The organism is Candidatus Tectomicrobia bacterium, assembly GCA_016192135.1.
Lineage (GTDB): Bacteria > UBA8248 > UBA8248 > UBA8248 > UBA8248 > 2-12-FULL-69-37.
On record JACPUR010000023.1, the window covers coordinates 76637 to 94137 of the forward strand.

The 17501-nt window shown below is 70.2% G+C and carries 19 protein-coding genes; 13 read left to right on the plus strand and 6 right to left on the minus strand.

Annotated features, from left to right (window positions below):
• Positions 1 to 85 precede the first annotated feature (85 nt).
• On the plus strand, positions 86 to 1012 hold the full coding sequence (locus HYZ11_10795; protein ID MBI3128081.1) for a TRAP transporter substrate-binding protein: 927 nt from the start codon (positions 86 to 88) through the stop codon (positions 1010 to 1012).
• A gap of 194 nt (positions 1013 to 1206) precedes the next feature.
• Here the strand turns inward: HYZ11_10795 and bioD are convergent, their stop codons facing one another.
• From bioD to HYZ11_10810, 3 genes are all read right to left on the minus strand, one after another.
• Positions 1207 to 1944, minus strand: a complete 738-nt coding sequence (gene bioD / locus HYZ11_10800; protein MBI3128082.1) for a dethiobiotin synthase — start codon at positions 1942 to 1944, stop codon at positions 1207 to 1209.
• Positions 1945 to 1971: 27 nt separating this feature from the next.
• Complete coding sequence (locus HYZ11_10805) at positions 1972 to 3675, minus strand: CocE/NonD family hydrolase (protein ID MBI3128083.1); 1704 nt, start codon at positions 3673 to 3675, stop codon at positions 1972 to 1974.
• Between the two features lie 125 nt (positions 3676 to 3800).
• On the minus strand, positions 3801 to 4922 hold the full coding sequence (locus HYZ11_10810; GenBank protein MBI3128084.1) for an MFS transporter: 1122 nt from the start codon (positions 4920 to 4922) through the stop codon (positions 3801 to 3803).
• A gap of 434 nt (positions 4923 to 5356) precedes the next feature.
• Here HYZ11_10810 and HYZ11_10815 point away from each other — a divergent pair, with 434 nt between their 5' ends.
• From HYZ11_10815 to HYZ11_10870, 12 genes are all read left to right on the plus strand, one after another.
• Entirely contained in the window at positions 5357 to 6385 is a 1029-nt protein-coding gene (locus HYZ11_10815) for a fructose-bisphosphate aldolase class I (protein MBI3128085.1), read from the plus strand.
• A gap of 40 nt (positions 6386 to 6425) precedes the next feature.
• Positions 6426 to 7472, plus strand: coding sequence for a class 1 fructose-bisphosphatase (fbp, locus tag HYZ11_10820; GenBank protein ID MBI3128086.1), 1047 nt, complete (start codon positions 6426 to 6428; stop codon positions 7470 to 7472).
• Positions 7472 to 8377 carry an OmpA family protein gene (locus tag HYZ11_10825; protein ID MBI3128087.1) on the plus strand — a complete coding sequence of 302 codons (906 nt, stop codon included), beginning with the start codon at positions 7472 to 7474 and terminating at the stop codon, positions 8375 to 8377. Before fbp ends, HYZ11_10825 begins: the two co-directional genes overlap by 1 nt.
• An 83-nt stretch (positions 8378 to 8460) precedes the next feature.
• Positions 8461 to 9123 carry an MBL fold metallo-hydrolase gene (locus tag HYZ11_10830; protein ID MBI3128088.1) on the plus strand — a complete coding sequence of 221 codons (663 nt, stop codon included), beginning with the start codon at positions 8461 to 8463 and terminating at the stop codon, positions 9121 to 9123.
• Positions 9120 to 9707: an NUDIX hydrolase gene (locus HYZ11_10835; protein ID MBI3128089.1), complete on the plus strand. Its 588-nt coding sequence runs from the start codon at positions 9120 to 9122 to the stop codon at positions 9705 to 9707. Before HYZ11_10830 ends, HYZ11_10835 begins: the two co-directional genes overlap by 4 nt.
• Before the next feature lie 140 nt (positions 9708 to 9847).
• A complete protein-coding gene (locus tag HYZ11_10840) occupies positions 9848 to 10522 on the plus strand; it encodes an RraA family protein (GenBank protein ID MBI3128090.1) in 675 nt (224 codons plus the stop codon).
• Between the two features lie 10 nt (positions 10523 to 10532).
• Positions 10533 to 10997 (plus strand): hypothetical protein, encoded by a 465-nt coding sequence (locus HYZ11_10845; protein ID MBI3128091.1) that lies wholly within the window; start codon positions 10533 to 10535, stop codon positions 10995 to 10997.
• A gap of 244 nt (positions 10998 to 11241) precedes the next feature.
• Positions 11242 to 12687, plus strand: a complete 1446-nt coding sequence (locus HYZ11_10850) for a GAF domain-containing protein (GenBank protein MBI3128092.1) — start codon at positions 11242 to 11244, stop codon at positions 12685 to 12687.
• A gap of 4 nt (positions 12688 to 12691) precedes the next feature.
• Positions 12692 to 13720, plus strand: a complete 1029-nt coding sequence (locus HYZ11_10855) for a rod shape-determining protein (protein MBI3128093.1) — start codon at positions 12692 to 12694, stop codon at positions 13718 to 13720.
• Between the two features lie 304 nt (positions 13721 to 14024).
• On the plus strand, positions 14025 to 14294 hold the full coding sequence (locus HYZ11_10860; GenBank protein ID MBI3128094.1) for a hypothetical protein: 270 nt from the start codon (positions 14025 to 14027) through the stop codon (positions 14292 to 14294).
• 178 nt (positions 14295 to 14472) lie between these two features.
• Positions 14473 to 14751: a type II toxin-antitoxin system RelE/ParE family toxin gene (locus HYZ11_10865; GenBank protein ID MBI3128095.1), complete on the plus strand. Its 279-nt coding sequence runs from the start codon at positions 14473 to 14475 to the stop codon at positions 14749 to 14751.
• Between the two features lie 30 nt (positions 14752 to 14781).
• A complete protein-coding gene (locus tag HYZ11_10870) occupies positions 14782 to 15081 on the plus strand; it encodes a HigA family addiction module antidote protein (protein ID MBI3128096.1) in 300 nt (99 codons plus the stop codon).
• Positions 15082 to 15092: 11 nt separating this feature from the next.
• Here the strand turns inward: HYZ11_10870 and HYZ11_10875 are convergent, their stop codons facing one another.
• From HYZ11_10875 to HYZ11_10885, 3 genes are read right to left on the minus strand one after another with little or no spacing between them, the layout of a single operon-like run.
• On the minus strand, positions 15093 to 16001 hold the full coding sequence (locus HYZ11_10875; protein ID MBI3128097.1) for a hypothetical protein: 909 nt from the start codon (positions 15999 to 16001) through the stop codon (positions 15093 to 15095).
• Positions 16002 to 16017: 16 nt separating this feature from the next.
• Entirely contained in the window at positions 16018 to 16680 is a 663-nt protein-coding gene (locus tag HYZ11_10880) for a CoA transferase subunit B (GenBank protein MBI3128098.1), read from the minus strand.
• An 11-nt stretch (positions 16681 to 16691) separates the two neighbouring features.
• Positions 16692 to 17408, minus strand: a complete 717-nt coding sequence (locus tag HYZ11_10885; protein MBI3128099.1) for a CoA transferase subunit A — start codon at positions 17406 to 17408, stop codon at positions 16692 to 16694.
• Positions 17409 to 17501 lie beyond the last annotated feature (93 nt).

Genomic DNA, 17501 nt, shown 5'->3' on the forward strand with positions numbered 1-17501 from the left:
GGCCGGGGCGGCCCCGGGCGGTATGCTCGCCGGCGGCCGGATACCCGGACCGGAGAACCCGATTCCCCAGGAGAAAGCGAGCGCCATGCCCGAGCCCGTCCGAATCCGATTCGGGGGCTACTCCCCCCCGGAAACCTCCCACAGCCGCGCCGTCGTCCGCTTCGCCGAGGGGATCGCCCGCCGCACCGGCGGGGCCATCCAGACGGACAAGGTCTGGAACGTGATGGACCTGGGCTACGGGGCCAACGAGCTCCTCTGGCTGACCGAGGCGGGGGTCCTCACCATGTGCTACTTCTCGACCGCCTACCTGGCCGAGCGCGTGCCCGAGCTGGGGGTGGTGGACCTCCCCTCCATCTTCGAGGACCTCGATCACGCCCACGCCGCCCTGGACGGGGAGCTGGGCGCCTACCTGACCGAGTGCACCGAGCGCCGCCTGGGCTACCGGGTGCTCGGCTACTGGGACAACGGCTTCCGCCACCTCTCGAACCGCCTCCGCCCCGTGCGCTCCCCCGCCGACCTCAAGGGGATGCGGGTGCGCCTCCAGCTCAACGAGATCCACGCGCGCACCTTCCGCCTGCTGGGCGCCGAGCCCGTGCCCACCGACCTCAAGCCCGGCATCCAGAAGATCGTCTCGGGCGAGGTGGACGCCCAGGAGAACCCCCTCTCCAACACCATGACCTACGGGGTCCACAAGGTGCACGGCCACGTCACCATGACCGGCACCTTCTACGGCGCGCGGGGGATCTACGTTCACAAGGCCACCTTCGACGCCTGGCCGGCCGAGCTCCAGCGGGCGGCGCGGGAGTCCGCGCGCGAGGCCATCCTCTTCCAGCGCGAAGCCGCCGGGGTGGTGGAGCGGGACTACCGCCAGAAGATGGAGAAGATGGGGATCGCCTTCGTGGACCTCACCCCCGAAGAGCGCGCCGTCTTCCGGCGGGCCGTCCAGCCCGTCCTCGACGACGCGAGGAAGGAGCTCGGCGAGAAGGTGCTGGCCCTGGCGGCGAGGAGGTAGGGCAGCGCCGGAGATTGCCCCGGCGCATGGATCTGTAGGGGCGGTTCGCGAACCGCCCCTACGGAAATCCCGAATCGCGGCAGCATTCAACCGTAGGGGCGGCCCCCTGTGGTCGCCCCGGGGCAGGCACAGGGGCCTGCCCCTACGATTCCCCCATTTGCCCGCATTCGCGGGGGCGGGTTTAAAACCCGCCCCTACGTATTTCCCAACGCCGCCAGGTCCAGCCTTTCCGCCGCCTCCGCCAGCCTAGCCGCCGCCGGGGTGCCGGGACCGGCGCCGCGCCTAAGCTCCGCCCCGATCCCCGGGAGGTGGGGGAACACCCCGAGCAGGGGGGCGCCGCAGAGCTCCTCGATGGCCCCAGGGTTGCGGCGGGCGGCGGGGGTGTCCTCCCCGGTGAGGTCGTTCAGGACGATGCCCGCGACCGGGATGCCCTCGGCCCGCGCCGCCCGGACGGTGAGCTGGGTGTGGTTCAGGGTGCCGAGGCCCACGGGCGCCACGATCAGGAGGCCGAGGCCGGCCCCCCGGGCCAGGTCGATCATCTGGAGGCCCGGCGCCAGGGGCACGAGCAGCCCCCCCGCCCCCTCGACGAGGAGGGGGCCGGGCGCCCGGCGCAGCGCGGCGATCATCCCGAGCAGGCGCCCGGCGTCCGGCGGGTTCCCCTCCTCCTCCGCCGCATGGGCCGGGGCGAGGGGGAGGGCGTAGCGGTAGGGGCAGACTTCCTCGATGGGCCTGGGATCGCCCGCCGCCTGGCGGAGCGTCCAGGCGTCCTCGGGGTGCAGCGCTCCTCCGCGCCGCTCGCAGCCCGACTCGGCGGGCTTGAACACCCGGGGCCCGAGCCCCCGCGCCGCCCAGGCCGCGGCCAGGGCGCAGCCCACGACGCTCTTCCCCACGCCCGTCCCCGTGCCGGTCAGGAAGATGGCGGGGTCAGGCATGGGGGCACCTCATGTCGCGCCTGTCCCTCACCCCTTCTTCGCCGGGATGACGGGCAGGAGCACGTGCGAGGGCCGATCCGGCCCCGCGTGGATCGTGACCCTCCCGCCGAAGATATCCGCCGGGCGGGCGCGGGGATGGTCGTGGATGAAGGGCCCGCAGCCGGTGTTCTCTCCCTGGGGTTTCCCGGAGCCCTGCCAGACGTAGTCCCGCCCCCGCACCGAGAGGCCCAGGCGGTGGCCGGGGGGGACGACCACGCTCGTGGGCCAGATCTCCACGTCGAGCTCGTACACCCGGCCCGGCGCGAGGGGCTGCTTCTCGTCGTGGGCGTGGTAGGGGCGCCAGGGCAGGGAGAGCTTCTTGTCGAGCTTGCGGTGGGAGGCCCGGAGCCAGCCCAGGGCCACCGGGGTGTGGTGGTCCATCGCGCCCTCGAAGACGACCTCCTTCATCGCGGGGTCGAAGAGGCGCAGGGCGAGGAAGAGGTCGGCGTCCCCGGTCTCGGAGGAGATGAAGAGCTTGGCCGCCGCCGGGCCGGTGATCTCGGTCTCGGTCTTGAAGGGCGCGGTGAGGAAGGTGAGGCCCTCCCCCAGGCCGGGGTAGGAGGCCTTCCCGGCCCTGGCCGGCTTCCCGGCGGAGAGCGCCTGATCGGCGGGGTGGAGATAGAGCTTCGTCCACTTCGTCCGGGCGAGGGGCCATTCCCTCTCGGCACGCTCGACGAACACGTCGCCCGGGTGGCGCACCAGGAGCCGGACGGGCGGCTCCTTCTTCCAGCCCGTGTCCTCCCCCTTGAGGAAGTGGCCGAAGAACTTCTTCTGGTAGGCCACGCCCGCGTCGGTGAAGAAGCCGGTCCAGTGCTCGAAGCCGTGCACCTCGAGCCATTTCTCCTTGGAGGCGGCCTGCGTGAAGGCCTCGAAGTTGCCGCGCGGGTGGAGCCCCACGCCGCCCCAGTTGGCCGGGGAGAGGAAGGGCACCTTCACCTTCGACCAGTCGGGCATGCGCGATTTCCAGTAATCGTCGTCCAGGTCGTGCTTGAGGACGTCCCCGGCGAAGTCCGCCCGGCGGGCGGCCAGCGCCTCCTCGGGGAGGGTCTCGGGCCCCGACACCCACTCCCCGTTCATGCGGCTCCGGTAGCCGCGCTCGCCCTTGCCGTGCTGGCGCGGCACCACCCGGCGGACGTACCAGAGCTCCGGGAAGCGGCAGTGGATGCCCCCGTGGTGGCCCATGTCGCGGTAGAAGTCGGCCGCGCCCTCCCAGGCGCACATGGCGGCCAGGTGGGGGGGCTGGAGGGAGGCCGCCTGCCACTGGTTCATCGCGAAATACGAGATGCCGTTCAGCCCCACCCGCCCGTTGCTCCAGGGCTGGCGGGCGGCCCACTCGATGCAGTCGTGCAGGTCGCGGGCCTCGCGGGCGGACCAGGGGTCGAGGAAGCCCTCCGAGCGGCCCACCCCGCGCGCGTCCACCCGGACGACGGCGTAGCCGTCCGGCACCCACTTCTCGGGGTCCACCACCTCCCAGGTCTGGTACTTGTTGGTCGAGCCGGCGGCGGTGTCCGGGAAGCGCTCCACCATTGTCTTCCATTGCTGGGGATAGCCGTCCTCGGTGTGGAGCCACTTGGCGTAGGGGCCGTAGCTGAGGATGGGGGGATACGTGCCGCCCTGCACCGGCCGGAAGACGTCCGCCCTGAGCACCACCCCGTCGTCCATCTCGATGGGGACGTCCCAGTCGACCCGCATCCCGTCCCGGACGCCGTTCCTCGGATACCCGCTCATGAGATTTCTCCCCCGCCGGATGATGTTCGGATGAATTCGATGCAAAACGTGAGAGGATTTTAGGCCCTTCCGCGGCGTGCACCAAGCGCTCAAGCCTCCTCCCGGAGCCCCAGCGCCAGGACGAACCAGGCCGCCCCGGCCAGGGAGAGAAGCGCCCCGGCGTGGAGGAGGGGGATGAAGCCCCACTGGGGGACGAGCCAGCTCGCCAGGAGCCCCCCCGCCGTCACCCCGAGGCCGATCTCGGCCGAGCTGTAGAGGGACTGGGCGGTGTTCTTGGTGGCGGGGCCGCTCAGGCGGTCGACGTACTGGATCGAGGCGGCGTGGAAGACCCCGAAGCTCACCCCGTGCAGGAGCTGGATGGCCACGAGCAGGACGCCGCTGTCGGTCCAGGTGATCATCTCCCACCTGAGGGCGTAGGCCGCCATGCCGGCCGCGATCATGGCCTTGAGGCCGACCCGCCGCTGGAGCGCCTGGGCGTAGACGAAGAAGACGATCTCGCTCGCCACCCCGGCCGTCCAGGCCATGCCGATCACCCAGGCCGGGTGGCCGAGCTCCTTCAGGTAGATGCTGAAGTAGATGCTGAACGGGCCCGCGCTGAAGGCCACGAGGGTGCTCGCCCCCACCAGCACCATGTAGGGGCGGTTCCGGAGGAGCTCCAACAGGTCCCCCCCGAAGCGCAGCCTCACCTCCCCGCCCTCCCGGGGGAAGAAGGCGGCCACGCCGATGAGGAGGGCGCCGCTCCCGGCCAGCACGGGAAACATGATCCCGATCGAGGCCGCGTCCACCAGCGCCCCCACCCCCAGGGCCGCCGCGATGAAGCCGAGAGAGCCCCACAGCCGCACCCGGCCGTACTGCGCGCCGCTCACGGCGATCTCCCGAAGGCAGATGTTCTCGGCGATGGGGACGAGGGAACCCCGGGCGGCGGAGTAGAGCGTCACGAGGACGAGGAGGGGCCAGAAGCCCTCGGCCCCCCACATGGCGAGGGAGGCGGCCACCCCCGCGGCCGCCCCGATGATGAGCACCTCCCGTCCCCGGCGGTACTTGTCGGCCAGGGCGGCCATGAGCGGAGGGGCGAAGCCCAGGGTGAGGCGGGGGACGGCGTTCAGGAGCCCGAGCTGGAGCCCCTTCATGCCGGCGGCGTCGAAGTAGACGTTCAGGAAGGGGAGGGTGACCCCGACCCCGAAGAAGTGGATGAAGTAGAAGGCGGGCATCCGCCAGCGGGCCGGAGAAGGCGGGTTTTCCCGCGAAGCGGCCCCGGAGGCCGAGGGTTCTCCGGCGGGCCCCTCCCCTCCTCCTGCCCCGCCTCCGGCCATGCGCCCCCCCGGTGAACACCTGAACCGCGAGTATATCCCACGCCGGTCCGGTTTCTCCGCCGCTCCGCCGCGGGAAAGGACTCGCCGAAAGGGTTTTTTTCCTGGCCCCGAATCTGATATCCTTCCGTCAGTTGTTCCGTTGCTGCGAAGCGTACCGTCGGCCCCGGCCTTTCAAGGGGCCATTCCTCCACGCTCAGGTATGAATCAGGGGCTTTCTTCCTCGGGCGTCGGAGCCTTCAGGGCGGAGACTCCTTCCGGGAGAGCGGCGTTTCCGCCGGGAAAAGGAAGGGACCGGGCATTGTTTCCTCCAGGCCAGATGAAGGAGTGACACCATGAGCGCGCCGGATCTCGAAACCACCGCCAGGCAGTTGGTCGCAGACGGCAAGGGCATCCTCGCCGCCGACGAGAGCACGGGCACCATCGAGAGGCGGTTCAAGTCCCTCAACATTCCCAACACCGAGGAGAACCGCCGCGCCTACCGGGACATGCTCTTCACCACGCCCGGGTTCGGCGGCTACATCAGCGGCGTGATTCTCTTCGACGAGACCATCCGGCAGAAGTCCCTGAAGGGCGTGCCCTTCCCCGAGGTGCTCTCGAAGGAAGGCTCCATCCCGGGCATCAAGGTGGACAAGGGCACCAAGCCTCTCCCTTTCTCGCCCGAGGAGGTCATCACCGAGGGCCTCGACGGCCTGGCCGGCCGCGTCAAGGAGTACCACGATCTGGGCGCGCGCTTCGCCAAGTGGCGCGCCGTCATCACCATCGGCCCGGGCATCCCCACCCGCTACTGCATCGAGACGAACGCCCACGCCCTGGCCCGCTACGCGGCCATCTGCGTCGAGGGCGGCCTCGTACCCATCGTGGAGCCCGAGGTCCTCATGGACGCGGACAACACCATCGAGACCTGCTTCGACGCGACCGAGTGGACCCTCAAGACCGTCTTCAACTCCCTTTTCCAGCAGCGCGTGCCCCTCGAGAAGATCCTGCTCAAGCCCAACATGGTGGTCTCGGGCAAGAAGTGCCCGGTGCAGGCCGGCGTCCAGCAGGTGGCGGAGATGACCCTCAGGTGCCTGCGCCGCTGCGTGCCCTCCGCGGTGCCGGGCGTCGTGTTCCTCTCGGGCGGCCAGACCGACGAGGCGGCCACGGCGCACCTCAACGCCATGAATCAGATCGGCGGCAACCCCTGGAAGCTCAGCTTCTCCTACGGGCGAGCCCTGCAGGCCCCCTCGATGAAGGCGTGGGCGGGCAAACCCGAGAACGTGATCAAGGCCCAGAAGATCTTCCACCACCGCGCCAAGTGCAACGGCGCCGCGGCCCTGGCCAAGTACAGCGAGGCGATGGAGCGCGAGCTTGCCGCCGTTTAAAAGGGCCCATCGAGACGGCCGGGGAAAGGAGGGTGGCGTGATGGCAACCGTGGGCGAGACAATCCCCGCCGAGGACCTGAAGGGCATCACCCTGGAGCGCCACCTCCGCAACGAGGAGCGGAAGCACCCCGGCGCCCGGGGCGTCTTCACGCGGCTCGTGAGCCAGATATGCCTCGCGGCCAAGATCGTCAACGCCGAGGTCAACAAGGCGGGCCTCGTCGAGATACTGGGCCTGACCGGCAAGACGAACGTCCAGGGCGAGGAGGTCCAGAAGCTCGACGAGTACGCGAACGAGGTCATCCGGCGGGCGCTCGACCACACGGGCACCGTCTCCGCCATGGCCAGCGAGGAGATGGAGGCGCCCTACCTCGTCCCCGGCAGCTTCGTGGACGACGGCCAGTACGTCGTGGTGTACGACCCGCTGGACGGCTCCTCGAACATCGACGTGAACGTGAGCATCGGCTCCATCTTCTCCATCCTCCGGCGGCGCTCGCCCGATGGCGGCCCCGCCACCATCGACGATTTCCTCCAGAAGGGCTCGGAGCAGCTCTGCGCCGGCTACGTCATCTACGGCTCCTCCACCATGCTCGTCTACACCACCGGCAACGGGGTCAACGGCTTCACCCTGGACCCTTCGGTCGGGGAGTTCTTCCTCTCGCACCCGAACATCCAGATCCCGAAGCGCGGGAAGATCTACAGCATCAACGAGGGGAACTCCGTCTACTGGTTCGACGAGGTGGCCCGGTACATCCGCCACCTCAAGAGCGAGGACAAGGCGAGCGGGCGGCCCTACTCGGGCCGCTACATCGGCTCCCTGGTGGCGGACTTCCACCGGAACCTCCTCAAGGGCGGGGTCTTCCTCTACCCTGGGGACAAGAAGAGCAAGAGCGGAAAGCTCCGCCTGATCTACGAGTGCAATCCCATGGCATTCATCGTGGAGCAGGCGGGAGGGGCGTCGAGCGACGGCGCGCAGCGCACGCTCGACATCGTGCCCGAGAAGCTCCACCAGCGCGTGCCCCTCGTCATCGGCAGCCGCGAGGACGTGGCGGAGGCCGAGCGGTTCCTCCAAGGAAAGGCGGTCGTCTGATGCGCGGCTCACGCGGGTGCCCTGCCCTCCTCCTGCTTCCCCTCCTCCTCGCGGGGTGCGTTGGCCTCCAGGAATACGACCGTAAGGCGGAGGAGGCGGCCGACCTCCGGCGCAGCCTCGAGAGCGCCCAGGCCCGCATAGCCTCCCTCACCCACGACGCGCAGAACCTCCGCCAGCAGCTCCAGCAGAAGCAGGTCGAGAACGAGGAGCTGACGCAGTCGCTCTCCATGGCGAGGCGCTACAGCCAGCAGACCGAGAGCCGGGTCGCCGACCTGCGGGCGCAGGTCTCCACCCAAAAGCAGGAGAGCGAGACCGCGCAGGAGAAGATGGCCCGCCTCGAAAAGGAGCAGGAGGAGGCCCTCCAGAAGCTGCGCCAGGCGGAGGGTGCGCTGAACGAGACGCGCACGCGCCTCGCCCGCTTCGAGGATCGGGTCCGGCTCCAGGCCCAGCTCGAGAAGGACCTCCAGGCCCAGCTCGCCCCCGAGATCAAGTCCGGCGCCGTCCAGGTGAAGCGCGAGGGCGACAAGGTGGTCGTCCAGGTGTCGAGCGGCATCCTCTTCGCGCCGGGGAGCGTCAACATCAAGCCCCCCGGCGAGAAGGTGCTGGGCCGCGTGGCCGGCGCCCTGAAGCGCTACGGCAACCGCGACCTCCAGGTGCGCGGCCACACGGACAACCTGCGCATCACCGAGCGGCTCGCCGAGCGGTGGGAGACGAACTGGGAGCTCTCCGCCGGGCGGGCCACCCGCGTCATGCGCTATCTGGTCGAGGTGGGGAGCCTCGACCCGCGCCGCGCGTCGGCGGCCGGATTCGGGGAGTTCCAGCCCATCGCGGACAACGCCACCCCGGAGGGGCGCGAGAAGAACCGCCGGATAGAGATCGCCGTCCTGCCCCCCGAGGCGAAGTAACGGGGACCCTCCGGGCCATTCGATCCGCCGGCGGCGGCCGGGGCGCGCCCCCGGCCGCCGCTTTCTTCCTCGGAGAGGCCCACGTGATCGTCGAGCGAATCCCCGTCGGCGCCTTCCAGATGAACAGCTACCTCGCCGGGTCCGAGAAGACCCGCGAGGCCGTCTACATCGACCCGGGCGCCGAGGTGGACCGGGTCCTCGCGGAGGCGGAGCGGCTTGGCCTCTCCATCGTCCTCCTCGCCGGCACCCACGCCCACATCGATCACGCCGAGGGCGCCGCCGAGGCGAGGCGGCGGCTGGGTGTCCCCTACTGGCTCCACGAGGCGGAGCTCCCCAACCTGCGGCGCATGCCGGAGGTCGCGCGCATGTACGGGTTCGAGCCGCCTGAGGTGCCCGAGGTGGACGGCTTCCTGGTCCCCGGCGAGGCCCTGGAGGCGGGGGGCCTGCGCTTCGAGATCCGGCTCACGGACGGCCACGCCCCCGGCAACGTCACCCTCTACCGGGCGGCCGCGGAGGGGGAGCCGGGCCGCGCCTTCGTGGGGGACGCGCTCTTCGCGGGCTCGGTGGGACGCACCGACCTCTTCATGGGGGACGCGCGGACCCTCCTGCGGAGCATTCGGACCCAGCTCCTCACCCTCCCGCCGGACACCATCGTCCACCCCGGCCACGGCCCCGACACCACGGTCGGCCGGGAGAAGGCCGCCAATCCCTTCTGCCAGCCGGGCGCGGAGAGGCTCTTCGCATGAGCGGCACGCCGCCCGCGGCCCATCCCCACCTCGGGGGGCGCATCCGCTTCTGCGTGTCGTGCGGGGCGGAGCTCTCGTACCGGCCCTGGGGGGAGGGGGACGGCAGCATGCAGCTCTGCTGCTCCCGGCCGGGGTGCGGCCACGTCCACTTCCTGGACCCCAAGCTGGCGGCCGGAGTGATCCTCGCGCGCGAAGGCAAGGCGCTCCTCGTCCAGCGCAGGCATAACCCGGGCAAGGGGCTGTGGACCTTCCCGGGGGGCTTCGTGAACCGCGGGGAGGTGGTCGCCGAGGCGGCCGCCCGCGAGGCCCTGGAGGAGACGGGCGTCGAGGCGAGGATGGGCCCGCTGCTCGGGGTGTACTCTTTACCCGGGAACCCCATCGTCCTCGTGGCCTATCTGGGCGAGATCGCGGGCGGGGAGCCCCGGCCGCTGGACGAGACGGAGGCGGTCAAGTTCGCGGCGCCGGAGGAGATCGACCCCGCCGAGCTGGCGTTCGACACCACCCGGGCCGCCCTGGAGGACTGGCGCGCCTGGATGCGGGAAGGGAGAATCCCCCGGGGGCATCCCGCGCGAGGCGGGCGCTAGCACAAGCGGCGAGGGGTGCCGGTTCGGAAGGTGCTTTCGTAGGGGCGATGCTTGTCATCGCCCTTCTTGGACCGGGCGAACACAAGGTTCGCCCCTACAGAATTCCAGGATTTCGGCCCCATTCGGGCCGAGGAGAGTTCATGCTCACACTGGAAACCCTGCACTCGCTCCGGGAGCTCGACACTCCCACCGTCTCCAACGCCATCGAGTCCTTCGACGTGCGCCCCCGCGCCATGGGTCACACGGACGCGCGGGTGCGCTGCATGTTCCCCGAGGCCGGCACGGCCGTGGGCTACGCCGTCACCTTCACCACGGGGGAGTACGCCCCCGGGGAGAAGCGCACCCACTCCTCCCGCCTGCGGCTCTATGAGGCCGTGGACGCGGCGCCGAAGCCCTGCATCCTCGTCCAGCAGGACACCGGCCCCCGGCCCCTCTCCGCCTGCTTCTGGGGCGAGGTGATGGCCAACCTCTTCCTTCGCCTGGGGGCGGAGGGCGCGGTACTCGACGGGGTGGTGCGCGACGTGGAGGCCATGCGGAAGGCGGGCTTCAAGGTCTGGGCGGCGGGGGTGACCCCCTCCCGGGGGGACATCCGGGTGGTGGAGGTGAACGTCCCGGTGTGCGTGGGGGGGATGAACGTGCTGCCCGGGGACATCGTCCACGCCGACCCGAGCGGGGCGCTGGTGGTCCCCCAGGAAATCGCGGCCCAGATACCGGCCGCCGCCCGGCGGGTGCAGGGCCGCGAGGCGGGGATGATCGAGTTCTTCACCTCCGAGGACTTCAGCGTCGCCGAGCTCCGCAAGCGGTACTACAGCTAGGGAGCCGGACGTGCGCCTGGCCATCCTCTGGACCGGAGGCCCCGAGCCCCCGGAGCCGGGGCGCCGGGCGCTCGAGCAGGCGGGACGCTACGCCGCGGCCGGAGGGCACGCCCTCCTCCTCCACCCGCCGGAGGGCCCCTCCCGCCTGGCCGGGGAGAGCTACCGCGCGGCGGGCGGGCGGGACCTCGCTTCCCTTCCCCGCGAGGCGCCCCCGGAAGCGGCCGCGTCCCGGGCCGATATCCTCCTCTTCCTCGGCCCGCCCCTGGCCGCCCTCCTCGCCGCGGCGCGCGAGGCGGGCAAGCCCGCCTACGCCCTCGCCCCGCTGGCGGGGCCCTCCGCCGGGGCCGAGGGGCTCCGCATCCTGCCCGGCATGGAGGCCTTCGCGCGGGAGCTGGCCAGGCTCGTCAGCCGGGCCATCGTGAGCCGCCCGGACCCCATGGGTAGGCGCCCTCGTGGGCGAAGGCACAACTCCTAGTTTTTGCTGGCAAATCCGGCCGCGCCCTTTCTGGCGTAAGCAAACAAATGTAATTTTTTCAAATAGATACGGAATCAACCACATGCACTGGTTGAAGTCTGGCCCCGCGCGGCGAAAAATTTTAATTTTCTTTTACAATGAATTCAATTGGATACAGGCATGACTTAAAAAATTACTTGAGTCAAAAAAGCCCTTTGCTAAGATTCCGCTCGTTCCCCATCCGCCCCGCCCCCCGGGTGGCCCGATGAACCTCGAACGGGACCTGTTCTCGCTGGTGACGCTGGTCAGCAACGTGACGGACGCCTACAGCGCCTGCCTGTTCCTCGAGAACCGGCGGCGCAAGGTCTTCCAGCTCACCAGCTACCACAGCCTGAGCCCCCACCTCCTGCCCGAGGCCGCGGTGGAGAGCGGCCAGGGCTTCCTCGGCTGGGTGCTCGAGAACAACGAGGCCCTGAGCGTCAACGAGTTCGACAAGGACACCGTCGTCCTCGGCTACTACGGCCGCCACGAGGACATCAAGTCCTTCATGGCCGCGCCGCTTCCCTCCTCGCTGACCAAGGGCGCGCTCGCCATCGACAGCAAGAAGAGCTGGTGCTTCACCGCCAAGTCCCAGAAAATCCTCGCGGGGTTCGCCCAACAATTCGCGTATCTGGTGGATGGTGCCCTGGCGGCGGCGCAGAAGGAGCGCCGCTCCGTCGACGTCGGCGCCTACAGCGGATATCTGGCTTCTCTCCGCGCGTGCGAGAGCGAGGACCAGCTGCTGAACGCCATCTGTCTGGTGCCGCGCGAATTGCTCCCCTTCGACGCCTGCTTCCTCGTCCTCCGGGACGAGGAAGCAGGCACCCCCCGCCTCGCCCGCACCTCGGGCTTCGGGGAGCTCTTCCTCGGCGGCCTGACCGTGAACGAGCGCCAGAGCGTGGCGGGCTACGTCCTGAAGAAGGGGGAGCCGCTGCGCCTCCCGGACCTCAGGGGCCCGAACGGGAGCCGGCCCCTCTTCCACCCCGACGAGCCCAACATCGGCGCGCGCTCGGCCCTGGCCGTCCCCCTCTCGGCGGGCAGCGAGGTGGCGGGCGTCCTGGGCTTCACCAGCCGCCGCCGGGGGGAGTTCGACCCGGCCTCCCTCAAGCGGGCCGAGATGGCCGCGGCGCCCGCCGCCGAGGCGCTGCTGCGCTTGAGGGCCGAGCGCCGGCTCAGCCGCCACGCCGAAACCGACCCGCTGACCGGGGGCTGGAGCATGGCCCGCCTGCGCGCCAAGCTCCCCGAGATCCTCCGCGACGCCCACGCCCGCGGCCGCCGCGCAGCCCTCCTGTGCATCGCGCCAGACTCCCTCGAGGAGGAGCTCCACCCCTCGGCGGGCGAGGAGGCGGCCCTCCACATCCACCGGCTGCTCGCCCCCGCGGCCCGGGGCGGGGACATCCTCGCCCGGCACGATGGGGCCCGCTTCTTCCTGCTCCTCCAGGGCTCCTCGCACGAGCACGCCGAGGCGGCGGCGGAGCGGCTCATCCAGGCGATCAACGAAACCCCTTGCCGGATCGGGGGACGGACGGCCGAGGTGACGGCATCGGCGGGGGTGGCGTGCTTCCCCGAACACGCCCAGGACCCCAACGCCCTCATCGCGGCCTCCCTGGGCGCGCTCGCCGCGGCCCGGTCGGCGGGGATCAACCAGCTGTGCTTTCACGGGGGGGGATGAAGCGATGTGGCTCCTGGACAGATTCAGCGGACTCATGGGGCAGAAGCTCGCGATGGACCTGGGCACCGCCAACACCCTCATCTACCGGGAGGGGGGCATCGTCCTCGACGAGCCCTCGGTGGTGGCCCTGAGCTCTCGCAACGGCGGCAGCGTGCTCGCCGTGGGCAAGCGCGCGAAGGAGATGTACGGCCGCACGCCGGAGAGCATCCGCACCATCCGGCCCATGAAGGACGGCGTCATCGCCGACTTCGACGTGACCAAGGCCATGATCAGCCACTTCATCAAGGCCACCATGCCGCGCCGCCGCCTGGGCCGGCCCACCATGATGATCTGCGTGCCCGCGGGCATCACCAGCGTCGAGATGAAGGCCGTCATCGACTCGGCCTCCCAGTGCGGGGCGGGCAAGGTGCACCTCATCGAGGAGCCCATGGCCGCCGCCATCGGGAGCAAGCTCCCCATCCACGAGATCGCGGGCTCGATGGTGATCGACATCGGCGGGGGCACGACCGAGGTGGCCGTCATCTCCCAGTACACCGTGGCCTACTCGGAGTCGCTGCGCGTGGCCGGGGACGCCATGGACGACTGCATCCAGCGCTACGTGCGGCGCGAGCACGGCCTGGCCATCGGCTCCTTCGAGGCCGAGCGCGTGAAGATCGAGATCGGCTCGGCCGCCCCGCTCTCGGAGCCCATGGAGGCCGAGGTCTGCGGCAGCGACGTCTCGACCGGCATCCCCCGGGTCATCAAGCTCACCGACGGCATGGTGCGCGCGTCGCTCGAGCCCCCGGTCAAGGCCATCGTCGAGGCCATCCGCAAGGCCCTCTCCAAGACCAGCCCCGAGCTGGCGGCCGACATCCAGCGCCGCGGCATCGTGCTCGCGGGCGGAGGGGCGCTCTTGAAGGGCCTGGGCGCCCGGCTCCACACCGAGACGGGGCTCCCCATCTACCGGGTGAAGGACCCCCTGACCGCCGTGGTGCGCGGCACCGGCCACGTGCTCGACCACTTCAAGGAGCTCAAGCAGGTCTGCCTCAACTAGCCCCCCCCAGCCGGGGGCCCGGCCCCATGCGCTTTTCCGGGCCCCCGGCTTCTTTCCTCCCTCCGAACTCCAAATGTGGCGCGCGGAAACGTAGGGGCGTATCGCGATACGCCCCCACAGACGCCATCCCAATCGCGGCGGCCGCGTCTAGGGGCGAGGCTTGCCTCGCCCCTGCGAAACATCACCGGCCTGCCCCGGCATGAACACGAGCCATTTCCCCATCCCTCTCCGATCCGGTAAAATCGGACCTGTGGGCGGTTACGCCCGTTTCGGCTCGATTTGTCGGGATTTTCGGGGAAACCACATGACATTTCAGACCCAAGCAGGCAACTTCCGGTTCGACGCCTCCCTGGAGGACATGAAGCTCGTCTACCGCGTCCTCCACCGCCACCTCTCGGACAATCTCGAGCTCATGGACTGCGCCTTCCTGGACGAGCTCCAGATCGCCCTCCAGCGGAAGGCCCAGGAGGAGGGCGTGGACATCGGCCACCACACCGCCTGGGACCTCTGGCTCGGCAACGAGACCCCCGTCCCCTGCGAGGAGCGGGTGAAGGGGAGAAGGCGGCTGGGGTAGGGGGAAGCCCGACTCCCGGCTAAATCAAAAGCAGATTCCTCGCTCCCTTCGGTCGCTTCGGAATGACACCGGGTCCTTGCCAGTCATTCCGAGCGCAGCGAGGAATCTGCTCTTGATTCTTGCCGCATCCTTTTGCGTTACCCTTGCCCCATTACCCTAACCGTAATAGAATGCGCCCGTGATCAAGAGCTTTCGCTGTGATGACACCGAAAAGCTTTTCTTCAACCAGCCTTCGAGGCGCTTTCAAGCCATCGAGGATGCCGCGCGGCGAAAGCTGAAGATACTAAACGCGGCTAGCCGTTTAGACGATCTGATGGTGCCTCGCGGCAACCAACTGGAGGCGCTCAAGGGCGACCGGAAGGGCCAATATAGCATCCGCGTCAACGACCAATGGCGGATTTGCTTCCGGTGGCACGAGGGATCGGCGTACGACGTGGAGATCGTCGATTATCATTAAGCATGTGCGGTCCGGTTGAAGGAGAGCGTCATGCCCCGGAAACTCCCCCTCATCCACCCCGGCGAGATACTGCTGGAGGAGTTCATGAAGCCGATGGGCGTCAGCCAGAACAAGCTGGCCCGCGATATCGACGTCCCTCCCAAGCGCGTCAACACGATCGTGAACGGCAAGGGCGGCATCACGGCGGACACGGCCCTGCGCCTGTCCAAGTACTTCGGCACGACGGCGCAGTTCTGGATGAACCTCCAGGGGCATTACGAGCTGGAGCGCGCCGAGCGCGAGAACGGCCCGCGGATCGAGAAGAGGGTCCGCCCCATCGAGGCGGCGTAAGACCCCTCCCCCTACCCCACCGGCTCCTCGGCCTGGATGGTCCTGAGGATGTGCCCGTCCATCTCCCACTTGAGGGTGCGGACGTGGCTCCCCTCGGCGAGCACCATGAGGGCCGCCTCGCGCAGCCACTCCCCGCGGTACGGGTGCCACGCCCACACCAGGAGCCCCCGGCAGCCGTTCAGCCAGACGGGGCTGAAGCGCAGGCCGTCCCCGATCGAGGCCAGAGTCTCGGCGCAGGCCGTGGCGACGAAGTCCCCTCCGCTCTCGCGGCGGCCGGCGTTCATCACCATCTCGGCCTCGGGGACGAGGATGGCCTGGAGCAGCGCCTTGTCGCGCATCCCGAGCGCCTCGGTGAACTTGGAGAAGATGCGGGCGGAGGCGGGGTCGTCCTGGAGGGGGGCGAAGGGGACGTGCCGGCCCCAGCGGCGGCGCACCTCGGCGCGGCGGCGCCCGGCGGCCTCGGCCATCTGGAAGATCTCGGGCAGGGTGGCCGAGAGGGCGGTGGCGGCGATGCGGTCGCCGTCCTCCAGGGCGTCGCGCAGCACCACCACGGCGCGCTGCTCGGGCTCCATGTACTGGAGCGGGAAGAGGAAGGGGAGGTCCACCCCGGGCCAGCCCTCCTCGCCCTCGAGGGGGGGCCCGGCGCCGGGGCCCGCGGTCTGGACGAGGTCCGGGAGCTCCAGGGTGTCCAGGGGGAGGGGCGGGTGGCCGTTCAGGAGCTCGATGGCCGCCTCGGTGGCGGCGACGTGGAGCCACTCCGGGTGGTTGTCGATGCTGTCGAGGGCGGGGCCCATCTCGACGGCGCGGAGCATGGTCTCCTGCACGGCGTCCTCGGCGTCGAGGATGCTGCCGGTCAGGCGGTACGCATGGCGCCTGAGGGGGCCCCAGTGCTCGCGGGAGAACTGTTCGAGATCGATCATCGGCGGGAGGCAGCCTTCACGCGGCGGCGAACATTTCCTTGAGGCCGGGGGCGGCGCGCAGGGGGGCGGCGGTCTTCCCGCGGACCTCCTTCTCGGAGACGCCGGGGGCCAGCTCGCGGAGGAGGAGGCCGCCCTCTCCCACCTCGATGAGGGCCAGGTCGGTGACGATGAGGTCCACCACTTCCTTCCCGGTCAGGGGGAGGGCGCAGCGCTCCTTGATCTTGGGCTCCCCCTTCCGGGTCACGTGCTCCATGGTGATGATGACCTTCTTCGCCCCCACCACCAGGTCCATGGCCCCGCCCGGGCCCGAGATCTTCTGCCCGGGCACGGCCCAGTTGGCGAGGTCGCCGTTCGCGGCCACCTCCATGGCACCCAGGATGGTGACGTCCACGTGCCCGCCGCGCACCATGGCGAAGGAGGTGGCGCTGTCGAAGAAGGCGGCGCCGGGGAGGATGGTGACCGTCTCCTTGCTCGCGTTCACGAGGTCGGGGTCCTCCTCCCCCTCGTAGGGATAGGGCCCCACCCCCAGCACCCCGTTCTCGGAGTGGATGGTGACGCCCCAGCCGGCCGGTATGTAGTTCGCCACCAGGGTGGGGATGCCGAGACCCAGGTTCACGTAGCCCCCCCGCGGCACCTCCAGCGCCGCCCGGCGCGCGATCTCCTCCCGCGTGAGCGCCATGGCCTCTCCCCTCAGCCCTTCCGGCCCGCGCGGGGCCGCGTGGCGCGGATCTCGATGGGCTTCTCGCGGTTCTCCCCCACCACGACCCGCTGCACGAAAATCCCGGGGGTGTGGATCCGCTCCGGCGGGAGCGCCCCCAGGGGGACGATCTCCTCCACCTCGGCGATGGTGAGGTCCGCCGCTGTCGCCATCACGGGGTTGAAGTTCCCGGCGCTCAGGCGGTAGACCAGGTTCCCCGCCGGGTCGGCCCTCCACGCCTTGACGAAGGCCACGTCCCCCCGGACGGGCATCTCCAGGATGTACTCCCGCCCGCCCATGACGCGGCTCTCCTTGCCCTCGGCCACCACGGTGCCCGCCCCGGTCGGGGTGAAGAAGCCCCCGATGCCGGCCCCGCCCGCGCGGATGCGCTCGGCGAAGGTGCCCTGGGGCACGAGCTCCAGCTCGATCTCCCCCGCCATCACCTGGCTCTCGTAGGCCTTGCAGGCCGGGCCCACGCGCGAGGCGAGCATGGCCCTCACCTGGCGGCGCTCGAAGAGGAGGCCCGCCCCCCAGCCGTTCAGCCCGCCCGCGTTGCTCACCAGGCGGAGGCCCGCCACGTCCTCGCGCTCGCTCAGGGCGCGGCAGAGGTTGTGGGGCATCCCGCAGATGCCGAAGCCCCCGACGAGCAGGGTGATTCCGGAGCGGAGGTCCGCCACCGCCGCCTTCGAGCTGGGGAAGACCTTGGACAAATTCCTCTCCTCGGGTGCGCCAACGGGTAGGGGCGTTCCATGGAACGCCCCTGCAGAGGAGCCGGCCGCGAAATGGGCCTGCGGCGACGGGAG

Coding starts and splice junctions, on each gene's coding strand:
- HYZ11_10795 (MBI3128081.1), top strand. CDS start 86: ATGCCCGAGCCCGTCCGAATCCGATTCGGGGGCTACTCCCCCCCGGAA.
- bioD (MBI3128082.1), bottom strand. CDS start 1,944: ATGCCTGACCCCGCCATCTTCCTGACCGGCACGGGGACGGGCGTGGGG.
- HYZ11_10805 (MBI3128083.1), bottom strand. CDS start 3,675: ATGCGGGTCGACTGGGACGTCCCCATCGAGATGGACGACGGGGTGGTG.
- HYZ11_10810 (MBI3128084.1), bottom strand. CDS start 4,922: ATGCCCGCCTTCTACTTCATCCACTTCTTCGGGGTCGGGGTCACCCTC.
- HYZ11_10815 (MBI3128085.1), top strand. CDS start 5,357: ATGAGCGCGCCGGATCTCGAAACCACCGCCAGGCAGTTGGTCGCAGAC.
- fbp (MBI3128086.1), top strand. CDS start 6,426: ATGGCAACCGTGGGCGAGACAATCCCCGCCGAGGACCTGAAGGGCATC.
- HYZ11_10825 (MBI3128087.1), top strand. CDS start 7,472: ATGCGCGGCTCACGCGGGTGCCCTGCCCTCCTCCTGCTTCCCCTCCTC.
- HYZ11_10835 (MBI3128089.1), top strand. CDS start 9,120: ATGAGCGGCACGCCGCCCGCGGCCCATCCCCACCTCGGGGGGCGCATC.
- HYZ11_10840 (MBI3128090.1), top strand. CDS start 9,848: ATGCTCACACTGGAAACCCTGCACTCGCTCCGGGAGCTCGACACTCCC.
- HYZ11_10850 (MBI3128092.1), top strand. CDS start 11,242: ATGAACCTCGAACGGGACCTGTTCTCGCTGGTGACGCTGGTCAGCAAC.
- HYZ11_10855 (MBI3128093.1), top strand. CDS start 12,692: ATGTGGCTCCTGGACAGATTCAGCGGACTCATGGGGCAGAAGCTCGCG.
- HYZ11_10860 (MBI3128094.1), top strand. CDS start 14,025: ATGACATTTCAGACCCAAGCAGGCAACTTCCGGTTCGACGCCTCCCTG.
- HYZ11_10870 (MBI3128096.1), top strand. CDS start 14,782: ATGCCCCGGAAACTCCCCCTCATCCACCCCGGCGAGATACTGCTGGAG.
- HYZ11_10875 (MBI3128097.1), bottom strand. CDS start 16,001: ATGATCGATCTCGAACAGTTCTCCCGCGAGCACTGGGGCCCCCTCAGG.
- HYZ11_10880 (MBI3128098.1), bottom strand. CDS start 16,680: ATGGCGCTCACGCGGGAGGAGATCGCGCGCCGGGCGGCGCTGGAGGTG.